Origin of the sequence: Streptomyces mesophilus (assembly GCF_040300965.1) — a bacterium.
Lineage (GTDB): Bacteria > Actinomycetota > Actinomycetes > Streptomycetales > Streptomycetaceae > Streptomyces > Streptomyces mesophilus_A.
This window is the reverse complement of the sequence record NZ_JBEPEW010000162.1, coordinates 1-16767: the sequence shown is the minus strand read 5'-3', so window position 1 is coordinate 16767 and position 16767 is coordinate 1. Positions and strand designations below refer to the sequence as shown.

Sequence of the window (16767 nt, the reverse complement as noted above, 5' to 3'; positions counted from 1 at the left end):
GCGGCGGCGGTTGCTGCGGCTGACCTCGGCCCGCGCCCGTCGCCCCACGACGGCCCCGGGCATCAGTGCGTCACCGCACCACCGTCCCCGACCCGGCCCCCAGCAAGGGAAGCTCAGCCCGCGTAGGCGCCCCCTCCCAGTCCCCGTGGGAGGCGACCGCGAAGGCGCCGGTGGTCACCGCCCGGTCGAGGCGGCCCGCCGCGTCCTCGCCGTCGAGCAGCGCGGAGAGGTAACCGGCGACGAAGGCGTCACCCGCACCCACCGGGTCGACGGCCCGTACGGTGCGGGCCGGGACGCGCAGCTCGCCCTCGCCCGTATGGACCGCGGCACCGTCCGCGCCGTACTTCACGACCACCTCGCCGATCCCCAGGCCGAGCAGCAGCTTGGCCTGGTCCGCGACGTCACCCGGGGCGTCGGAGGGCAGACACAGCGCGAGCTCGTCGTCGGAGGCGATGAGGACATCCACGTACGGCATCCACTCGCTCAACACGTCACGGGCGTCCTCGGAACTCCACAGCCGGGACCGGAAGTTGACGTCGAGGCAGACCAGCGTCGAACGCTCGCGCGCGAGCCGCAGCGCGCGCCGGGCGGCGCACCGGGCCGAGGGCCCGAGCGCCGGAGTGATCCCCGTCAGGTGCAGGATCCGCGGCGGTGCCGCGGTGAACGCCGCCTCGACGGCGCAGGCCTCGAGCCGCGACCCCGCCGAGCCCGAGCGGTAGTAGTGCACCCGCGTCACCTCGGGCAGCCGCGGCTCGAACAGGATCAGACCGGTCGGCGCCTCGGCGTCCCGGCTCGCCCCCGTCACATCGATGCCCTCGGCGCGCAAAGTACGCAGCACGAGTTCACCGGCCTCGTCCTCGCCCACCGCGCCCGCCCAGCGCACCCGGTGGCCGAGCCGTGCAAGGCCGATCGCGACATTAGACTCGGCGCCCGCCACGGACACCCGCATCGTGCCGCCCAGTTTCAGCGGACCGCTGCCGCGCAGCGCGACCATCGTCTCGCCGAAGGTGAACACATCCGGGACCTGAACGCCCTCGCTCATCGTGCGCACACCGCCTTGAACTGAGCCGCGCGACGGCGCAGTTCACCGAGGTCGCCACCGTCGGCCGCGTCGCCGATCAGCGGGGAGCCCACTCCCACCGCCACGGCACCGAGCTTCAGATACGCCTGCGTCTCGGCCACGCCGACCCCGCCGACGGGCACGAACGGCAGGTCGGGGAACGGGCCGCGCAGCGCCTTGAGATAGTCCGGGCCGCCCATCGCGGAAGCAGGGAAGATCTTGAGCGCCGCAGCGTCCGTGGCGGCGGCCTCGCATATCTCGCTCGGCGTCAGGACCCCGGCGAGCACCGGCAGCCCCTGCGCCAGGGAGGCAGTGCAGCCCGGGCCCAGCCCCGGCGTGACGATGAGGTTCGCGCCGGCCTGGGCGGCGCGCTGGGCGTCCTCCTCGGTGACCACGGTGCCGGCGCCCAGCCAGGCCTCGTCGCCGAGTTCGGTCCGGGCGCGCTCGATGACCTTGAGGGCGTCGGTTCCGCTGAGCGACACCTCCACAAGCCCGATACCCGCCTCGACCAGGGTGATCACGCTGCGGAAGGAGGCCTCCGGGTCGCGGCCGCGGATGATCGCGACAAGCCGTTCCTCACGCAGTGCGGTACTGAAATCCATGCTCTTTACTTTCTTTCTTTCTCTTCTTGCAAACCCGTGCAAACCCGTGCAAACCCGTGCAAACCCGTGCAAACCCGTGCAAATCCGTGGAAATCCACGGCAGTCCGTGGTGGTCGGTGCGCCGGTCACCATTCGGCGAACGAGGCGTCGTCATGGCGCCAGACCGGGTTGCGCCAGGCGTGCCCGGACTTGTCGGCCGCGCGTACGGCGGCCTCGTCGATGTCCACGCCGAGGCCGGGGCGTTCGGTGCGGACCAGGGAGCCGGCGTGGAAACGGAAGGGTTCCGGGTCGGCCACGTAGTCGAGGAGTTCGGCGCCCTGGTTGTAGTGGATGCCGATCGACTGTTCCTGGATCAGGAAGTTCGGGGTGGTGAAGGCGACTTGGAGGCTCGCGGCCAGGGCGACCGGGCCGAGCGGGCAGTGCGGTGCGATCTGTGCGCCGTACACCTCCGCGAGCGCGGCGATACGGCGGAGCTCGGAGATTCCGCCGGCATGCGAGATGTCCGGCTGGACAATGGCCACACCCGATTCCAGCGGAGCCAGGAACTCACGCCGGGTGTAAAGCCGTTCACCCAGTGCGATCGGGATGTTGGAAGCGTTCACCAGGTCCGCCACGACGTTCATGTGGTCGCTGAGCACCGGCTCCTCGACGAACATCGGGGCGTACTCGGCGAGCAGCGGAAGGAGCCGCCGTGCATTGGCGGGGGACACGCGTCCATGGAAGTCGAGCCCGAAGTCCCGTTCCTCACCCAGGACTTCACGGGCGGTCTCGGCGCGCCGCAGGCAGTCCCGTATCTCGGCGCGGGTCGCCAGGGGTGTCATACGCCCGGTGCCGTTCATCTTGACGGCCGTGAAGCCCGCCTCGACCTGGGCGGTCACCGCCTCGCGTATCTCGCTCGGCTCGTCTCCGCCGACCCAGGCGTACGCGCGGATCTTCGACCGTACGGGACCGCCGAGCAGCTGGTGTACGGGCTGGCCGTAGGCCTTGCCCTTGATGTCCCACAGGGCCTGGTCGAGCCCGGCCACCGCACTGGAGAGCACCGGACCGCCGCGGTAGAAACCGCCCTTGGTCATGACCTGCCAGTGATCCTCGATCCGCATCGGGTCCTGGCCGATCAGATACTCGGCGAGCACATCGACCGCGGCGCGCACCGGTTCGGCACGTCCCTCGACGACGGGCTCACCCCATCCGACAAGACCGTCGTCGGTCTCCACGCGGCAGAACATCCAGCGCGGCGGGGCGAGGAATGTCTCGATCCGGCTGATCCTCATGGCGGCGTTCCTTCCTGTCGTATCCGGGTGCGCTTGCGATGGAGCGGTGCGTCCATGGCGTGGGCGTGCGGTGGTGGCAGGAGCGGCGGGCCGCGGGGCCCGTGTGCGGTGCGGTCGGTGGCTGCGTGGAGGCGGCTTGCGGGCCCGGCTCCCATGCTGTGCACACCAGTCGACCGACCGGCTCAGGTCAAGGGTGGTCGCGCATGGACATGTCCAGGAGGCGGAGCATCGCCTCGTGCGCACCGTCCGGGTCCCCGTCCCGGATGCGTTCCACCACGGCGGTGTGCTCGGGGAGGGGGTCGTCGTGCGGGCGGGAGTGCACCGTGCGGTCGCGTTCGATCAGGGCCGGGATGATCACGCGGTGCAGCTGGGAGAAGAAGCGGTTTCCCGAGGCCCGGAGCAGTGCCAGATGAAAGGAGGCGTCGGCCCGTACGACGAGCACGGGATCGTTGTCGTACGCGGCCATCGCGGCCAGGGCCGCATCGAGCGCGGCCAGGTCCTCGTCGGTGCGGCGCACGGCGGCGAGGGCGGCGGAGGCGGGCTCGACCGCGCGGCGCAGTTCGAAGAGGTCCGCGAAGAAGTCATGGGGTGCGCCGGAGGCGAGCTTCCAGCGCAGTACGTCGGGGTCGAGCAGGTTCCAGTCGTCGCGGGGGCGTACAAAAGTGCCCCGCTTCTGGCGGGCGTCGAGCAGACCTTTGGCGGTCAGCACCTTGATCGCCTCGCGCAGTACGGTCTGGCTCACGTCCAGGTCCGCCATGAGCTGGGGGAGGCCGAGGATGTCCCCTTCCTCGTACGTCCCGTCGAAGATCCGCCGCGCGATCGCCTCGACGGCGGTTTTGTGGATGCCGCGTCCTGCGTAGGCGCCGGCTTCCGAGGGAGTCATGCCTCGTACCCTCGCACGACTCCTGCTTATTTATCAATTATCGGTCGAGGCCCTCAGGCGCTCGGACGGCGCTTGGGGACGGGCGCCTCCGGATGGGCGACTGAGCTCGGAGCCTGCAGCGGGTCCGCACCCGTGCAGCCACCCCGCCTGAGCCCGCGCTGCTCGTGCGCAGCCTGCTCGGGGTGGCGGGCCCTCCAGTACGGGTTGTCGTGCGGAAGCGTCGCGCTGACCCGTCCGTACATGCCGAAGAACATCAGCATCACGCCGACCACGAAGCTGAACAGCACGTTCTGGATCTCGAACGCGAGGAAGTTGTAGTCCGTCTCGAGGAGGGCGAGATTGACGAACCCGCTGAGGATGAACGCAACTCCCAGGACCATGTTGAGCGTTGAGGCGAAGTTGCCGCCGATCACCATGCCCACGAAGAGCAGCAGCCCCACGCAGATGGAGAGCACGCTCAGCGCGCCGTTGGTGTTGAGGCCGGCGACCCGGTCGCCCCCGGTGTCGAAGAAGCCGACCCGGTCGATCAGACCGAGGATGCCGAAGGCGAGCAGCACCAGACCGGTCAGACCGGCTCCGATCCGGTAGACCGTGCTGAGCCGGTGGTCGACGGGCAGATGCTCGTCGAGTCTGACGCGCCGCCGGGGTCCGGGGTGCCGCCGGGATCCGGGCTGAACTGCATGCGTGGCCATGTCCGCCTCCCTGTGGTCGCGGAGGCCGTGCAGGCGTACGCGGAAGGTCCCGCGTACCTGCTTCCAGGATCCGCCTGCGCGGCGGCGCTGTCACATCCTGCGCGGTGGCGCTGTCGCAGGGGGGCGTGCGCTCCCGGCAGGCTGGGAGTCCCGGCAGGCTGGGAGTCCCGGCAGGCTGGGAGTCAGTCCCCCGCCTCCGGCAGGCTCAGCCCGCCCCGTCCCGCCCCTCCGGCAGGCTCAGCCCGCCCCGCCCCCGCGCTCCTCGCGGATCTGGGCCACGACCCGGGCCACGGTCTGCCGCACCGACTCCGTCTCCGTGAGGAAGTGCCAGTAGTCGGGGTGGCGCCCCTCCAGCGTCGCGATCGCACGGTCGAGCCGGCTCACGGAATCGTCCAGCGGCCGGGCATGCCGGGGATCGGCGGTGTGCCGCCCGGCCATCGCGAGTCGCTGGGCGTCCCGGATGGCGAACCGGGTCCGCTGGATCTCCTGCTCCGGATCCTTGGACACGGCGTTCAGCCTGGTCAGACGGTCACCGGCGGCGGAGACGGCCTCATCGGTCGAGTTCAGCAGGGCACGCACCGTGCCGAGCAGCGCCGTCGCGTCCGGCCAGCGCTGCTCGTCGCGCGCCTTGCGGGCCTCGGTCAGCTTGGTCTCGGCCTGCTTGACGTTCTCTGCGGCCTGAGCGGGCACCGACTGAAGGTCCTGCCAGCAGTTCGTGGTGAACCGGCGGCGCAGTTCGCTGAGGATCGGCTCCACCTTCGAGGCCCGCGTGGTCAGGGCCTGCGCACGGGTGCGCAGCGAGACGAGCCGGCGGTCGATCTCGGCCGCACGCTCCGGCAGCCGCTCGGCCTCGGCCCGTACCGCCTCGCCGTCCCGCGCGACCCGGTCCGCGCGCTGCAGCGTCTCCGCGATCCCATGACGGCCGGCACCCTGGTTGAGCTTGGTCAGCTCGGGGCCGAGCGCCGCAAGCCGCGCGGCGAGATCGTCGGCCTTCAGGCCGGAGGCCCGTACGGCATCGAGGGCCGTGCTCGCGGCAAGCAGCGTCTGACGCGCGCGCTCCACGGCGGGAGCGAGCCGGGCGAGCTGGGTCTCCGCCTTGTCGAGCAGCGGGCCGAGGCCCTGCGCGAAGCGGTCGAGATCCTGCTTCGTCCTGGTCAGTTCGTCCTTGGCGGTGGTGAGTTCGGTGCGGGCGCGCGCCGCGACCGAGGCCTCCAGATCGTCGCGGTCGAGGTCATGCGCGTCGACGGCGGCGATGTACTGATGGCTGACCTCGTCGATCCGCCGCCCGAGCGCCGCGAAATCGTCGACGGCGCGACGGGCGGCCGGAGAGGTGTCCACCGCGGTGATGGTCTCTATCGAGATCCGCAGATCGCGCTGGGCGCTGTCCAGATCGTAGAAGGCGGCGGCCGCCGCGTCCTTGGCGGCCTGGGCGTCGGCGCGCTGGCTCTCGCCCCGCCCGCCGAACCACCGGCGCGTGCCGCCTCCGGCGAACGCGGCCGGCAGCACCGCCATGGCCAGCGGCACCGGCAGCAGCACCAGCGCGAGCACATCGCGGAAGGCGCCCACGGCCCTGCGTGGATGAGCAACTTCCGCGTAAGGCTGCGATGGTGTCGCCGTCACATCCCACTCCCGTGCTGTCATCCGCCCTGCCCGGAGCCATTCTCCCACCGGTTAAGGACGAACACACGGGTCGTTTAGTTCGCGCTTACGGCCCCTGGCTGAGGAAAGATCCGCCGCAGCTCGTACGGAGTGATCGTCTTCCCGTACGGAGTGATCCTCATTCCGTACGGGATCATCTCCGCGATCCGGTACGGAAGGGGCGTCGTTGCCGCGTACGACGGTCCACGCCCGTACTCGGCCTCAGACCGTGTGTACGCGGATCCGGCCGTCCTGGCTGACCGCCGAGACCACATGCGGACTCGACTCGTCGCGCGGGACCTTCACCTCGACCGAACCGTCACGGGCCTCGGCCCGCACGTCGTACGCGGCCTTCGGCAGACCGATCTCCACCGAGCCGTCCTTGCTGCGTACGTCGATCCGGTCGGGCACCTCGGTGAGGGCGAGGCGCACCCGGCCGTCCCGGGCGTGCGCGCGGATGTCGCGGGAGGAGACGCCGACGGCTTCGAGCGAGCCGTCCTCGCTGTCGAGATCGAGCGGACCGGCCGCGTCCTTCACCGTGATGCGGCCGTCCTTCGACTTGATCTTCAGGGCGGTGTCGAACCCTGTGGCGTTCACCCGGCCGTCCTGGTTCTCGACGGTCACAGCGACCTTGCGCGGCACCTCGATGCGATGGCTCGCGTCGCATGCGGTGATGACGCCTTCGCACTTCACACGCAGTTCGAGCCGCTTGCCGTCGACCATGCGCCAGGACACGTCGGCGTCACCGATGACGGCGTTCCCGTCGAACCAGCGCGTGACGCGTACGTCATCGACATCGGCGACCACGACGTCGAGCGCGGAATCGTCCGAGTCGATGGTCAACTCCCGCCCCTGGAGCGCGAAGTCCCGGTTCTCGGGATCCTTGTCCTTGCTCACATCGGAACAGCCGACGATCACCAGCGCACCGGCCAGCGCACCGGCCGTGACCAGCGAGCTGCGGATACGGGTACGTACGCTGCGGACGGTCATCTCGGCTCCTCCTGCGGGCGGAACGGCCCCCGGGCCGCGCTTGTCTTTGACCGTAGAAGCGCCCGCCGCCCAGGGGCATCCGGACCACTCCCGGATCCGGGGTGGGGTTAACCCCCGACGCCCCCGATACGGGCGCGGGGCACCGCCCCGGATACGGGTTTGCGGGGCACCGCCCAGGGCAAGGTAGGCTGTCGATCGCTCCCGGGCGCGTAGCTCAGCGGTAGAGCGCCGCCCTTACAAGGCGGATGTCGGCGGTTCGAAACCGTCCGCGCCCACCGGTGCGAAGGCCCCTCGCCGATCTTGGCGGGGGGCCTTTGACGTCTCGGAGGTCTGCCCGTGTTCACCTCGATCCACTGGCGCTGCTACATGCGGGCCGGCGACCGACAGAAGGCCGAGCGTCTGGTGGGGCGTATGGAGGCCGGCTCGCACGAGGCTGGAGTGTGAGCAACTCTGATGGGCGTCAAGAGTTCGAGGTGCTCATACCGATCCGAACTCGACCTCCAGGTAACGTGCCGCACCTGGCCGACTGGGGAGGACGCTTGTGGCACAGCAATGGCCGGAAGGTCCGCACGCCGATCCCGATGCGGCGAGGGCGCGTTACGACGTCGGCATGCGGGCATCACGCGGTGCCGTTCTGAACGTCTTTCGCGTGGAGATGTCCATCGCGCACATGGGCTTCGGCATCGTGATCATCGCGTGCGCGCTTGTCGGTGTGGTCTGGTCACCCCGCGCAGCGGTGATCATCGCGGGAGCGTTCTTCGCCTGCTTCCTCGTAGCTCTGGTGGTTCTGCTGTGCACCGGCAGGCGAGGTTGGGCAGCGGTCCGTGCCGCGTACAAGTCCGCTTTCGGTTGGGCGAACTGGATCACACCGTAGATCGCCGGTGTGCCCCAAGCCCAGCGGGAGCAACGCGGACCGCCCCACCCCGTGTACGGGATGGGGCGGTCCGCTCGTGGTGGGTCAGGAGCGTTCGACCGGGAGCCAGAGTTCGCACGTCGCGGTGCTGAAGTCGGGGGCGCGGTCCAGGGTGGTGACGATCGAAGGGCCCGGTCGCAGCTGCCACGGGTTGGAGGGGAACCACTCGGTCGCGGTAGCCGCCCAGGTGGTCTGCAGGGCCTGCGGGTGCGGTCCGCTGGTGCGGAACACGGCCCACATTCCGGCCGGTACCTCGATGGAGTCGAGGCCGTCCGGGGCAGGGGTGTCGCGGTTGAGGGCGACGCCGTGCATGTAGGTCAGTTCGCTGCCCTCCGTGCCGTCGGGATCGACGTCGGCGCTGACCTGCAGCAGGCCCGCGGGCTCGCTGTTGCTGAGGGACTTGAGCCGCAGGTGCTCCTCCTGCGGCAGTGCGGCGATGTGCTCCTGGATGTGCGGGTTGACGCCCCGGTGGATGAGCGGAACGCGGGTGGCGTGGCCGACCAGCCGGAATGCGGGGCGGTCTACGAGGCGGGTGTCCATGGGGACACTCCCTTCGACGGTCAGGCGGAACCTGAGCTGCGGTTGTGTACGCAAGGGGCCTCCATCACGGCGCACATCACTGGGGCCGGCGCCGTGGACCGCCCGGAAGGCGCGTCCGAACGCCTCGCTCGAGCCGTATCCGTACCGGACGGCGATGCCCAGCAGATCCCGCTCGCCGCGTACGACATCGGCGGCGGCAACGGTCATACGGCGCCGTCGCACGTACTCCGACAGCGGCATGCCGGCCAGCGACGAGAACATCCGGCGCAGGTGGTACTCGGTCGTGCCGAGCTCCGCGGCCACGCCGTCGATGTCGAGCTCCTCGGCGAGGTGCTCCTCGACGAGATCGACCAGCTTGTTGAGTGCCGAGATCATGAGGCCTCCTTTCGGCTTCCACGTTGGCAGCGGACAGCCCGGCCGTACCCGATCGCTGCGGTCCGATCTGATCATGCGGTGCGCCAGGGCGGCTGGAGGACGGGCGGGGAGAGGACCGGCAGGGAGAGGACAGGCGGGGAGAGACCGGCGGGGAGAGGACGGGCGGGGAGAGGGCACACTCGCGCAGGCGGTAGCGCCGGGCCGTTTGCGGATTGCGTTCGCCCGAGCCCGACACCGGTCGCCCGTCGCCCGTCGCCAGTCGCTGGTCACACAGCCAGCCGGTCAGCCGGGCGCACGGTCACCCGACCACCTGGTTCTCCAGTCACCCAGTCACCCGGTCCCCAGTCACCTTCCCCACCTCGGGCAGCGCCTGCTGAACGGTGTCGAAGAGGGGCAGGCGGCCGGCCAGGCCCACGAGGTGCAGCACCTTGCGCGGCAGCGATCGGTCGGTCACCAGGCGTGCGGGCACGCCGAGTTGGTTCAGGCGGTGGTGGAAGTCCTCGAGGACGGCCGTTCCGGCCATGGTCAGGAAGCCGGCGGTGGACCAGTCCACCACCACGAGCCGTACCGAGAGGCCCTGGTCGCCGGTCAGGCGGGTGCGGCACACTTCACGCAACTCACCCGCGATCTGTGCGGCGTTGCTGATATCAACCTCTGCGGGCATCGACAGCACCAGAGCGGTGCCCCGTTGTTCCATCTGCAGTGTCATCGTCTGACCGGCCTTCCGCGGTCCGTTCGGCAGCCAACGGCGCCATATGGCGGGCACGGTGCCGGTTGTCCGCCGTGTACCGCAAAGCAGCCGGTATAGCCCGCATCGGCGAGGTGAATCGATTGCTCGCACAGGGGTTCCCCTGGCCGGGTGCCGTCCGGCCCGGCCTTCCCGTGCCTCGCCTGATCAGCCATCATGTGCCGCGGTCAACCAGGACCGGTACGAGGGGGACTCGACCACATGCTCGACCACATGAAGGGTGTACGGCGCGCAGTCGCCGCTGCCGCGCTGCTCGGCGCGGCGCTGGTGGGCTGTTCGACGGGCGGGGACGGCAGGGCCGACGGGGCGCCGGAGCAGACCGCCCCCGCAGCCACCCCGGCCACCGCGGCCGAACCGCCGCCGGGGCCCGAGGGGTCCGAGGAGCCCGGTGGCCCCGAGGACCCGATGTCCCCCGGCCCGGAAAAGGTCCGCGACGCCTTCGCGGGGCTCCAGGCCACGCTCGGCGACACCTGTACTCCGGGCGCCGGCGACTGTGCGTACCACCTGGGGCGGGTGCATGAGGAGCTGACCGGTCTGGAGGCGGCGATGAAGAACGACCCGAAGGGCCCGGGCCATTTCCCCGAACCGCTCGTCTGGATCACCGACTTGAACAAGTCCCTGGACGGCGACCTTTCGGCGGAGAACCTCGAGGCCCATATGAAGGACCTCACGGGTGTACGCGACCGCATCAACACCTGGATGCAGGACCACCCCGACGACTACCGATAGACCCACCGCGAACCGACCGGGAATCGCACCGCGAACCGACCGATAGACCCACCGCGAACCAACCAGGAATCAGACCGCGAACCACCGAACCGCTAAGCCGACTGCTCGTCCCACCCCTGGGACGGCCGCGGGATCAGCGTCGGGTTCACGTGGTCGAGGACCGTCTCGCGGGTGATGACGACCTGGGCCACATCGTCGCGGCTCGGCACCTCGTACATCACGTTGAGCAGGACCTCCTCCAGGACGCTGCGGGCCGCCCGCGCCCCCGTCCGGCGCAGCAGAGCCTGGTCGGCGATCGCCGCGACCGCCTCGTCCGTGAACTCCAGCTCCACGCCGTCGAGTTGGAAGAGCTTCTGGTACTGCTTGATCAGCGCGTTGCGCGGCTCGGTGAGGATGCGGATCAGGGCCGTACGGTCCAGCGCGTGCACCGAGGCCGTGAGCGGCAGCCGGCCCACGAACTCGGGGATCAGGCCGTACTCGCGCAGATCCGCCGCCGTCACCTCGCTCAGCGGCTCGGGGATGCGCAGCGGCGTCGGGCCGAAGCCGATGGTGCGCTTGGACGAGCGCCGCTCGACGATCTCCTCCAGGCCGGCGAAGGCGCCGCCGACGATGAACAGGATCTGGGTCGTGTCGAGTTGGATGAACTCCTGGCCCGGGTGCTTGCGGCCGCCCTGCGGCGGGATCGACGCGACGGTCCCTTCGAGGATCTTGAGCAGCGCCTGCTGGACGCCCTCGCCGCTGACGTCGCGGGTCAGCGAAGGGCCTTCGCTCTTACGGGAGACCTTGTCGATCTCGTCGACGTAGATGATCCCGCGCTGGGCCCGCTCGATGTCGTGGTCCGCCGCCTGCACCAGCTTGAGCAGGATGTTCTCCACGTCCTCGCCGACATAGCCGGCCTCGGTGAGCGCCGTGGCGTCGGCGATGGCGAAGGGGACGTCGAGGATCCGGGCCAGCGTCTGCACGAGGTAGGTCTTGCCGCAGCCGGTCGGCCCGACGAGCAGGACGTTGGACTTGCCGAGCTCCACGTCGGAGTCGGGCGAAGTCCGGTTGCGGATCCGCTTGTAGTGGTTGTAGACCGCCACCGCGAGCGTCCGTTTGGCCCGCTCCTGGCCGATGACGTAACTCTCCAGATGCTCGAAGATCTCGCGGGGCGTGGGGAGTTCGGCGGGTGCCTGGTCCGTCGCCTCGACGAGGTCCTCCGCGATGAGCTCGTTGCACAGCCCCACGCACTCGTCGCAGATGCAGATCCCGCCCGGGCCCGCGATCAGCTTGCGGACCGACTTCTGGCTCTTCCCGCAGAACGTACAGGTCAGCAGGGAGTCGCTGTCACCGACGCGTGCCACTCGGATTCGTCTCCCTCGACCACATGCTCGGACTTCGATCTGCCGGATCCCCGGACGTCGCTCCGGATTTCAAATGACGGCATCATCTGAATCAACCAGTGGTGACGGTAACGTGACCGCGGGGCCGACGGCAACGCGGCTGGAAAAACTGTGAATCGGAGAAGGACGACGACGATGGCCCGGCTCAGCAGAGTGGAGCTGCAGGCGCAGAACCGGGCGAAGGTGCTCGCCGCGGCCCGCGCCGAGTTCGCCGCACGCGGTTTCGACGGCGCCAAGGTCGACGCCATCGCCGAACGCGCCGGCCTCACGCGCGGCGCGGTGTACTCCAACTTCTCCGGCAAGCGGGCGCTCTACTTCTCCGTACTCGCCGAGCTGGCGCAGGGCGCCCCCGCGCCCGGGCCCGTCAAGTCCCCTGCCGCGCCCGTCAAGTCCCCTGCCACGCCCGCCGAAGCGCTCGGCGCGTTCGCCCGCGTGCTGCTCACCCGGCTGCCCCTGACCTCCGAGCACGGCCGCCTCGGCAGCCGGCTGCAACAGGAGATCCTCGCCGAGGAGAGCACCCGCGGCGCCTACGCCCAGCTGCTCAAGCTCGACGCGATCCTGCTCGGCCTGTGCCTGGAGGCGCTCGGCGGGGACCGCCGGATGGTCCGTGCGGCCGAATCCGCGCTCACGTTCCTGCACGGCGCGCGCCAACTCGCCGATTCCGCCCCGGGGTTCGTCGACCCCTTCCAGGCCGTCACCGCCTGCGAACGCCTAGCCGTCATCGAGGACGACGGCTCCTGGCCGCCCGCCCATCTCCCGTACGGCGTCCGGGCCGTCTCATGCGACCGTCCCTGGTCACCGCCGCCCGCCACGGACATCCTGCGGTCCGGGCCGGCCCGTCTCCAGGAAGGCGTCGTGGCGGTCCTCGGACTCCAACGCCTGGAAGCGGTCGAGGAGTTGGTGCGCTCGGCACCGCCCGGCACGCAGGTCACCGCCGTCCTGGTCACCGCGGACCCCCATGAACTCGCCCCGCTCGCCCGCCTCGCGCTCGCCGAGTTGAGCACCTGTCTGAGTTCCGTCTTCCCGCCGCCCCTGCGGCCCGCGCTCCAGCTCGTTTACGACGAGTCCGGCGCCGTCGCCGCAGCGCTGGGCCTGGACGGGGACGACGACGGCACCGAGGCGGCCGTATGGATCGAAGACGGCCGGATCGTCGCCACCGCGACCGGCCGGGGTGCCTGCCACGCGGCCGCGGCCCCGGCGTCCGTCGGCTGACCGGTCACCGCGGTCTCCGTGGGCCCCGGCATGTGACGCACTCCGCAGCACGGCGCTCTGGCCCATTGTGCAACCAGTTGCATAATGAGGAGGCAGCCGCCCCGCCGTGACCGAGGAGCCCCGGATGAGTGCTTACCCCCACCTCATGACCCCCCTTGACCTGGGCTTTCTCACCCTCCCCAACCGGGTCGTGATGGGCTCCATGCACGTCGGTCTCGAAGAGGCCGAGAACGGCTTCGAGCGGATGGCGGCCTTCTACGCGGAGCGCGCCCGCGGTGGCGCCGGTCTGATCGTCACCGGCGGCATCGCGCCCAACGACGCGGCCCGCCCGTACGAGGGAGGTGCGAAGCTCACCACCGACGCGGAGGCCGAGCAGCACCGCACCGTCACCGAGGCCGTGCACCGCGAAGGCGGGCGGATCGCGCTGCAGATCCTGCACTTCGGCCGGTACGCCTACCACCAGGACCTGGTCGCTCCCAGCGCGGTGCAGGCGCCCATCTCGCCGTTCGTGCCGCACGAGCTGACCGACGACGAGATCGAGCGGACCATCGAGGACTTCGTGCGCACCGCCGTGCTCGCGAAGAAGGCCGGGTACGACGGCGTCGAGATCATGGGCTCCGAGGGCTACCTGATCAACGAGTTCATCGCCGCCCAGACCAACCACCGCACCGACCGCTGGGGCGGCTCGTACGAGAACCGGATGCGCTTCCCGGTCGAGATCGTGCGCCGTACGCGCGCCCGCCTCGGCCGCGAGTTCCTGATCGTCTACCGCCTCTCCATGCTCGACCTCGTCCCCGGCGGCTCCACGCTCGACGAGGTCGTGACGCTCGCGCGCGAGATCGAGGCGGCCGGCGCCAACATCCTCAACACCGGCATCGGCTGGCACGAGGCGCGCATCCCGACCATCGCCACCTCCGTGCCGCGCGGCGCCTTCGCATGGGTGACCAAGAAGGTGATGGGCGCGGTCGAGATCCCGCTCGTCACCAGCAACCGCATCAACACCCCTGAAGTCGCCGAGCAGTTGCTCGCCGACGGGCACGCCGATCTGGTCTCGCTCGCGCGGCCCTTCCTCGCCGACCCGGAGTTCGTGGCGAAGGCCGCCGAGGGGCGCGCCGAGACGATCAACACCTGTATCGGCTGCAACCAGGCCTGTCTCGACCACACCTTCAGCGGCAGGATCACCTCCTGTCTGGTCAACCCGCGCGCGTGCCACGAGACGGAGCTGACGCTCGGTCCCGTCCGCAAGGCCAAGCACATCGCGGTCGTCGGCGCGGGACCGGCCGGTCTCGCCTGCGCGGTCTCCGCCGCCGAACGAGGCCACCAGGTCACGCTGTTCGACGCGGCCGACGAGATCGGCGGCCAGCTGAACGTGGCCCGCAAGGTCCCCGGCAAGCAGGAGTTCGACGAGACGCTGCGCTACTTCCGCGTACAGCTCGAAGAGCGCGGCGTGGACGTCAAGCTGGGCGTACGGGTGGCGGCGGCCGACCTCGCCGACGGCTCGTACGACGAGATCGTCATCGCCACCGGAGTGGAGCCGCGCACGCCCGCCATCGAGGGCGTCGACCACCCGAGCGTGGTCAGCTATCTCGACGTGCTTGCCGGCGGCACCGAGGTGGGGGAGAAGGTCGCGGTCGTCGGGGCCGGCGGGATCGGCTTCGATGTCGCGGAGTTCCTCACCGACGGCGGCGAGGGCGCGAGCGCGGATCCGGCCGTGTACTTCCGGCAGTGGGGCGTCGACATGGAGTACCGCACGCGCGGCGGCCTGTACGAGGCGGAGCGCCCGCGGCCTCCGCGCCAGGTGCATCTGCTGCAGCGCAAGGCGAGCAAGGTCGGCGCCGGGCTCGGCAAGACGACGGGGTGGATCCACCGCACCGAGCTCAAGCACCGGGGCGTGACGATGCTCGCGGGCGTCACGTACGACCGTATCGACGACTCCGGACTGCATATCTCGGTCGAGGGGCAGAGCTCGGTGCTCGACGTGGACACCGTGGTGCTGTGCGCCGGCCAGGAGCCGCGCCGCGCGCTGTACGACGCGCTGCTGGCCGCCGGGGCGAACGTGCATGTCATCGGCGGTGCCGACGTGGCCGCCGAGCTGGATGCCAAGCGTGCGATCAAGCAGGGTACGGAGCTGGCCGCGTCCCTCTAGTCCCCCACTCCGGAAAGGGGGAACCCGGTGTCCCTGCCGCACGCGATCCTGACCGCGCTGCTCGAAAAGCCCTCCTCGGGCCTCGCGCTGACGCGTCGCTTCGACAAGTCGATCGGCTACTTCTGGTCGGCCACGCACCAGCAGATCTATCGCGAGCTGGGCCGCCTGGAGAAGTCGGGGCTGATCAGGGCGCTGCCCGCGCAGGGACCTTCGCGAGGTTCCAAGAAGGAGTACGAGGTCCTCGAGGCCGGACGCGAGGAGCTCGCCGCCTGGGTCGCGCGCCCCGAGGACCCGCGCCCCATCCGCGACCCGCTGCTGCTTCGCGTGCGGGCGGCGGGCGTGGTCGGCCGGGCCGGTCTCGAGGAGGAGCTGCGGCGCCATCTGGCCCTGCACCGGCGGCAGTTGGCGGAGTACGAGGCGATCGAGGCGCGGGACTTTCCGGGGGGTTCGGAGGGCTCGGGTGGTTCGTCGGGGTCGGGGCGCTCGGCGGGATCTGGTGGTTCGTCGGGGTCGGGTCGCTCGGCGGGCTCCGATGGCTCGGCGGGGTCGGGGCGCTCGGCCGGTGAGAAGGGCGCGTCGGCGGATCAGCTGCAGCATCTGGTGCTGCGGGGCGGGATCGACCTGGAGACGTTCTGGGTGGCCTGGCTGGAGCGGGCGCTCGAGGAGTTCGAGGGCTGAGTCGCCCCGCATCGCGGGGTGAGCCGCACGCTTCGGGCGCTGGGAGTCCTCTCCGCGAGGGCTGAGCCGCCCCGCGAGCCGGCGCGGTTAGTCGCCGGCCCCTCGCTGCTCGTGCACATGCTTCAGGAGCATCCGGGCGCTGACCACGTCGGGCGTGGCCACCTCCTTCCAGTAACGGTGGCCGCTGACGAACACCGCGAGCTCACGCTCACGCCGGCGCAGCTTCTCCACCTCGGCCTGCTCGTCCTCGGTCCAGCCGGGCGATGCGGGGCGCTCGACCTTGCGCCAGCCGCCCGTGTCGCTGAAGCCGTCGAGCGGCACGACGGACCAGGGGAGCCGCTTCAGCAGCGCCAGGAGTTCTGACCTGATCTGATGCAGCTCCTCCTGACCTGCGAGGAGGTCACTCGGGAACTCAGGAGTCACAGCCACGCCGCAATGCTACGTCTGTTCGATTTCCAGAGGCGAGCGAAATCGGGGAGTTCATGCGAACGGGTGTTCCTTCGGAGATCGCGGGCCACACTGGAGTCATGTGCCGCAGCATCAAGACCCTTCGCCCGCCGGTCCTCGAGCACGACGCCACCGAGGAGGACATCCGCGCCGCAGCGCTTCAGTACGTACGGAAGATCTCCGGCTTCCGCGCCCCCGCCGCCCACAACCAAGAGGTCTTCGACCGCGCCGTCGACGCGGTCGCGGAGGCCACCGGTGAGCTGCTCCAGGACCTCGTCGTACGGGGAGCGGGCGGCGCGAAGGCGAAGGGGGCGGCGTAGCCGGGTGGCCGGACAGCCGGGCGGCCGGACAGCCGGGCGGCCGGACAGCCGGACCGCCGGACCGCCGGACAGCCGGACCGCCGGACGGCGCGAAGGCGGAGGGCGCCGCGTAGCCGGGCGGGCGTTGGCGGCGGGCGTCGG

At 70.5% G+C, this 16767-nt stretch carries 17 protein-coding genes and 1 tRNA gene; 7 read left to right on the top strand and 11 right to left on the bottom strand.

Translation table 11 applies throughout. The annotated features are described in order from the left end of the window. Window positions 1–70: 70 nt before the first annotated feature. The 7 genes from ABT367_RS35305 to ABT367_RS35275 form a co-directional block, all read right to left on the bottom strand. Window positions 71–1042 carry a sugar kinase gene (locus tag ABT367_RS35305; protein WP_352257372.1) on the bottom strand — a complete coding sequence of 324 codons (972 nt, stop codon included), beginning with the start codon at window positions 1040–1042 and terminating at the stop codon, window positions 71–73. Continuing rightward, window positions 1039–1662, bottom strand: coding sequence for a bifunctional 4-hydroxy-2-oxoglutarate aldolase/2-dehydro-3-deoxy-phosphogluconate aldolase (locus tag ABT367_RS35300; RefSeq protein ID WP_352257371.1), 624 nt, complete (start codon window positions 1660–1662; stop codon window positions 1039–1041). The genes ABT367_RS35305 and ABT367_RS35300 overlap by 4 nt, the downstream gene beginning before the upstream one ends. Before the next feature lie 125 nt (window positions 1663–1787). After that, window positions 1788–2933, bottom strand: a complete 1146-nt coding sequence (dgoD, locus tag ABT367_RS35295; protein WP_352257370.1) for a galactonate dehydratase — start codon at window positions 2931–2933, stop codon at window positions 1788–1790. 187 nt (window positions 2934–3120) lie between these two features. Continuing rightward, window positions 3121–3816: a FadR/GntR family transcriptional regulator gene (locus ABT367_RS35290; RefSeq protein WP_352257369.1), complete on the bottom strand. Its 696-nt coding sequence runs from the start codon at window positions 3814–3816 to the stop codon at window positions 3121–3123. Between the two features lie 53 nt (window positions 3817–3869). Then, complete coding sequence (locus tag ABT367_RS35285; RefSeq protein ID WP_352257368.1) at window positions 3870–4508, bottom strand: DUF4383 domain-containing protein; 639 nt, start codon at window positions 4506–4508, stop codon at window positions 3870–3872. A gap of 237 nt (window positions 4509–4745) precedes the next feature. After that, window positions 4746–6128 (bottom strand): hypothetical protein, encoded by a 1383-nt coding sequence (locus tag ABT367_RS35280; protein WP_352257367.1) that lies wholly within the window; start codon window positions 6126–6128, stop codon window positions 4746–4748. A 240-nt stretch (window positions 6129–6368) separates the two neighbouring features. Next, window positions 6369–7136, bottom strand: coding sequence for a DUF4097 family beta strand repeat-containing protein (locus ABT367_RS35275; RefSeq protein ID WP_352257366.1), 768 nt, complete (start codon window positions 7134–7136; stop codon window positions 6369–6371). 203 nt (window positions 7137–7339) lie between these two features. On the opposite strand from ABT367_RS35275, the gene ABT367_RS35270 reads away from it, so the two are divergent. Next, a tRNA-Val gene (locus tag ABT367_RS35270) sits at window positions 7340–7411 on the top strand. 335 nt (window positions 7412–7746) lie between these two features. Beyond that, window positions 7747–8010, top strand: a complete 264-nt coding sequence (locus ABT367_RS35265) for a hypothetical protein (RefSeq protein WP_352257365.1) — start codon at window positions 7747–7749, stop codon at window positions 8008–8010. Window positions 8011–8094: 84 nt separating this feature from the next. Here the strand turns inward: ABT367_RS35265 and ABT367_RS35260 are convergent, their stop codons facing one another. Together ABT367_RS35260 and ABT367_RS35255 are read right to left on the bottom strand one after the other, a co-directional pair. Further along, window positions 8095–8964, bottom strand: a complete 870-nt coding sequence (locus ABT367_RS35260) for an AraC family transcriptional regulator (RefSeq protein WP_352257364.1) — start codon at window positions 8962–8964, stop codon at window positions 8095–8097. 322 nt (window positions 8965–9286) lie between these two features. Further along, complete coding sequence (locus ABT367_RS35255; protein ID WP_352257363.1) at window positions 9287–9673, bottom strand: STAS domain-containing protein; 387 nt, start codon at window positions 9671–9673, stop codon at window positions 9287–9289. Window positions 9674–9913: 240 nt separating this feature from the next. On the opposite strand from ABT367_RS35255, the gene ABT367_RS35250 reads away from it, so the two are divergent. Beyond that, window positions 9914–10441: a hypothetical protein gene (locus tag ABT367_RS35250; RefSeq protein WP_352257362.1), complete on the top strand. Its 528-nt coding sequence runs from the start codon at window positions 9914–9916 to the stop codon at window positions 10439–10441. A gap of 92 nt (window positions 10442–10533) precedes the next feature. On the opposite strand, the gene clpX is transcribed toward ABT367_RS35250, so the two are convergent. Then, window positions 10534–11784: an ATP-dependent Clp protease ATP-binding subunit ClpX gene (gene clpX, locus ABT367_RS35245; RefSeq protein ID WP_352257361.1), complete on the bottom strand. Its 1251-nt coding sequence runs from the start codon at window positions 11782–11784 to the stop codon at window positions 10534–10536. A gap of 174 nt (window positions 11785–11958) precedes the next feature. Here clpX and ABT367_RS35240 point away from each other — a divergent pair, with 174 nt between their 5' ends. From ABT367_RS35240 to ABT367_RS35230, 3 genes are all read left to right on the top strand, one after another. Then, the gene (locus tag ABT367_RS35240) at window positions 11959–13035 is read left to right on the top strand and encodes a TetR/AcrR family transcriptional regulator (RefSeq protein WP_352257360.1); all 1077 of its coding nucleotides are present in this window, start codon (window positions 11959–11961) and stop codon (window positions 13033–13035) included. 124 nt (window positions 13036–13159) lie between these two features. Further along, the gene (locus tag ABT367_RS35235; RefSeq protein ID WP_352257359.1) at window positions 13160–15181 is read left to right on the top strand and encodes an NADPH-dependent 2,4-dienoyl-CoA reductase; all 2022 of its coding nucleotides are present in this window, start codon (window positions 13160–13162) and stop codon (window positions 15179–15181) included. 27 nt (window positions 15182–15208) lie between these two features. Continuing rightward, entirely contained in the window at window positions 15209–15859 is a 651-nt protein-coding gene (locus ABT367_RS35230; RefSeq protein ID WP_352257358.1) for a PadR family transcriptional regulator, read from the top strand. An 87-nt stretch (window positions 15860–15946) separates the two neighbouring features. Here ABT367_RS35230 and ABT367_RS35225 read toward each other — a convergent pair whose 3' ends face one another. Beyond that, on the bottom strand, window positions 15947–16288 hold the full coding sequence (locus ABT367_RS35225) for a hypothetical protein (RefSeq protein WP_352257357.1): 342 nt from the start codon (window positions 16286–16288) through the stop codon (window positions 15947–15949). A 98-nt stretch (window positions 16289–16386) separates the two neighbouring features. Here ABT367_RS35225 and ABT367_RS35220 point away from each other — a divergent pair, with 98 nt between their 5' ends. Next, the gene (locus tag ABT367_RS35220) at window positions 16387–16626 is read left to right on the top strand and encodes a DUF2277 domain-containing protein (RefSeq protein ID WP_352257356.1); all 240 of its coding nucleotides are present in this window, start codon (window positions 16387–16389) and stop codon (window positions 16624–16626) included. The last annotated feature ends 141 nt before the right edge of the window (window positions 16627–16767 follow it).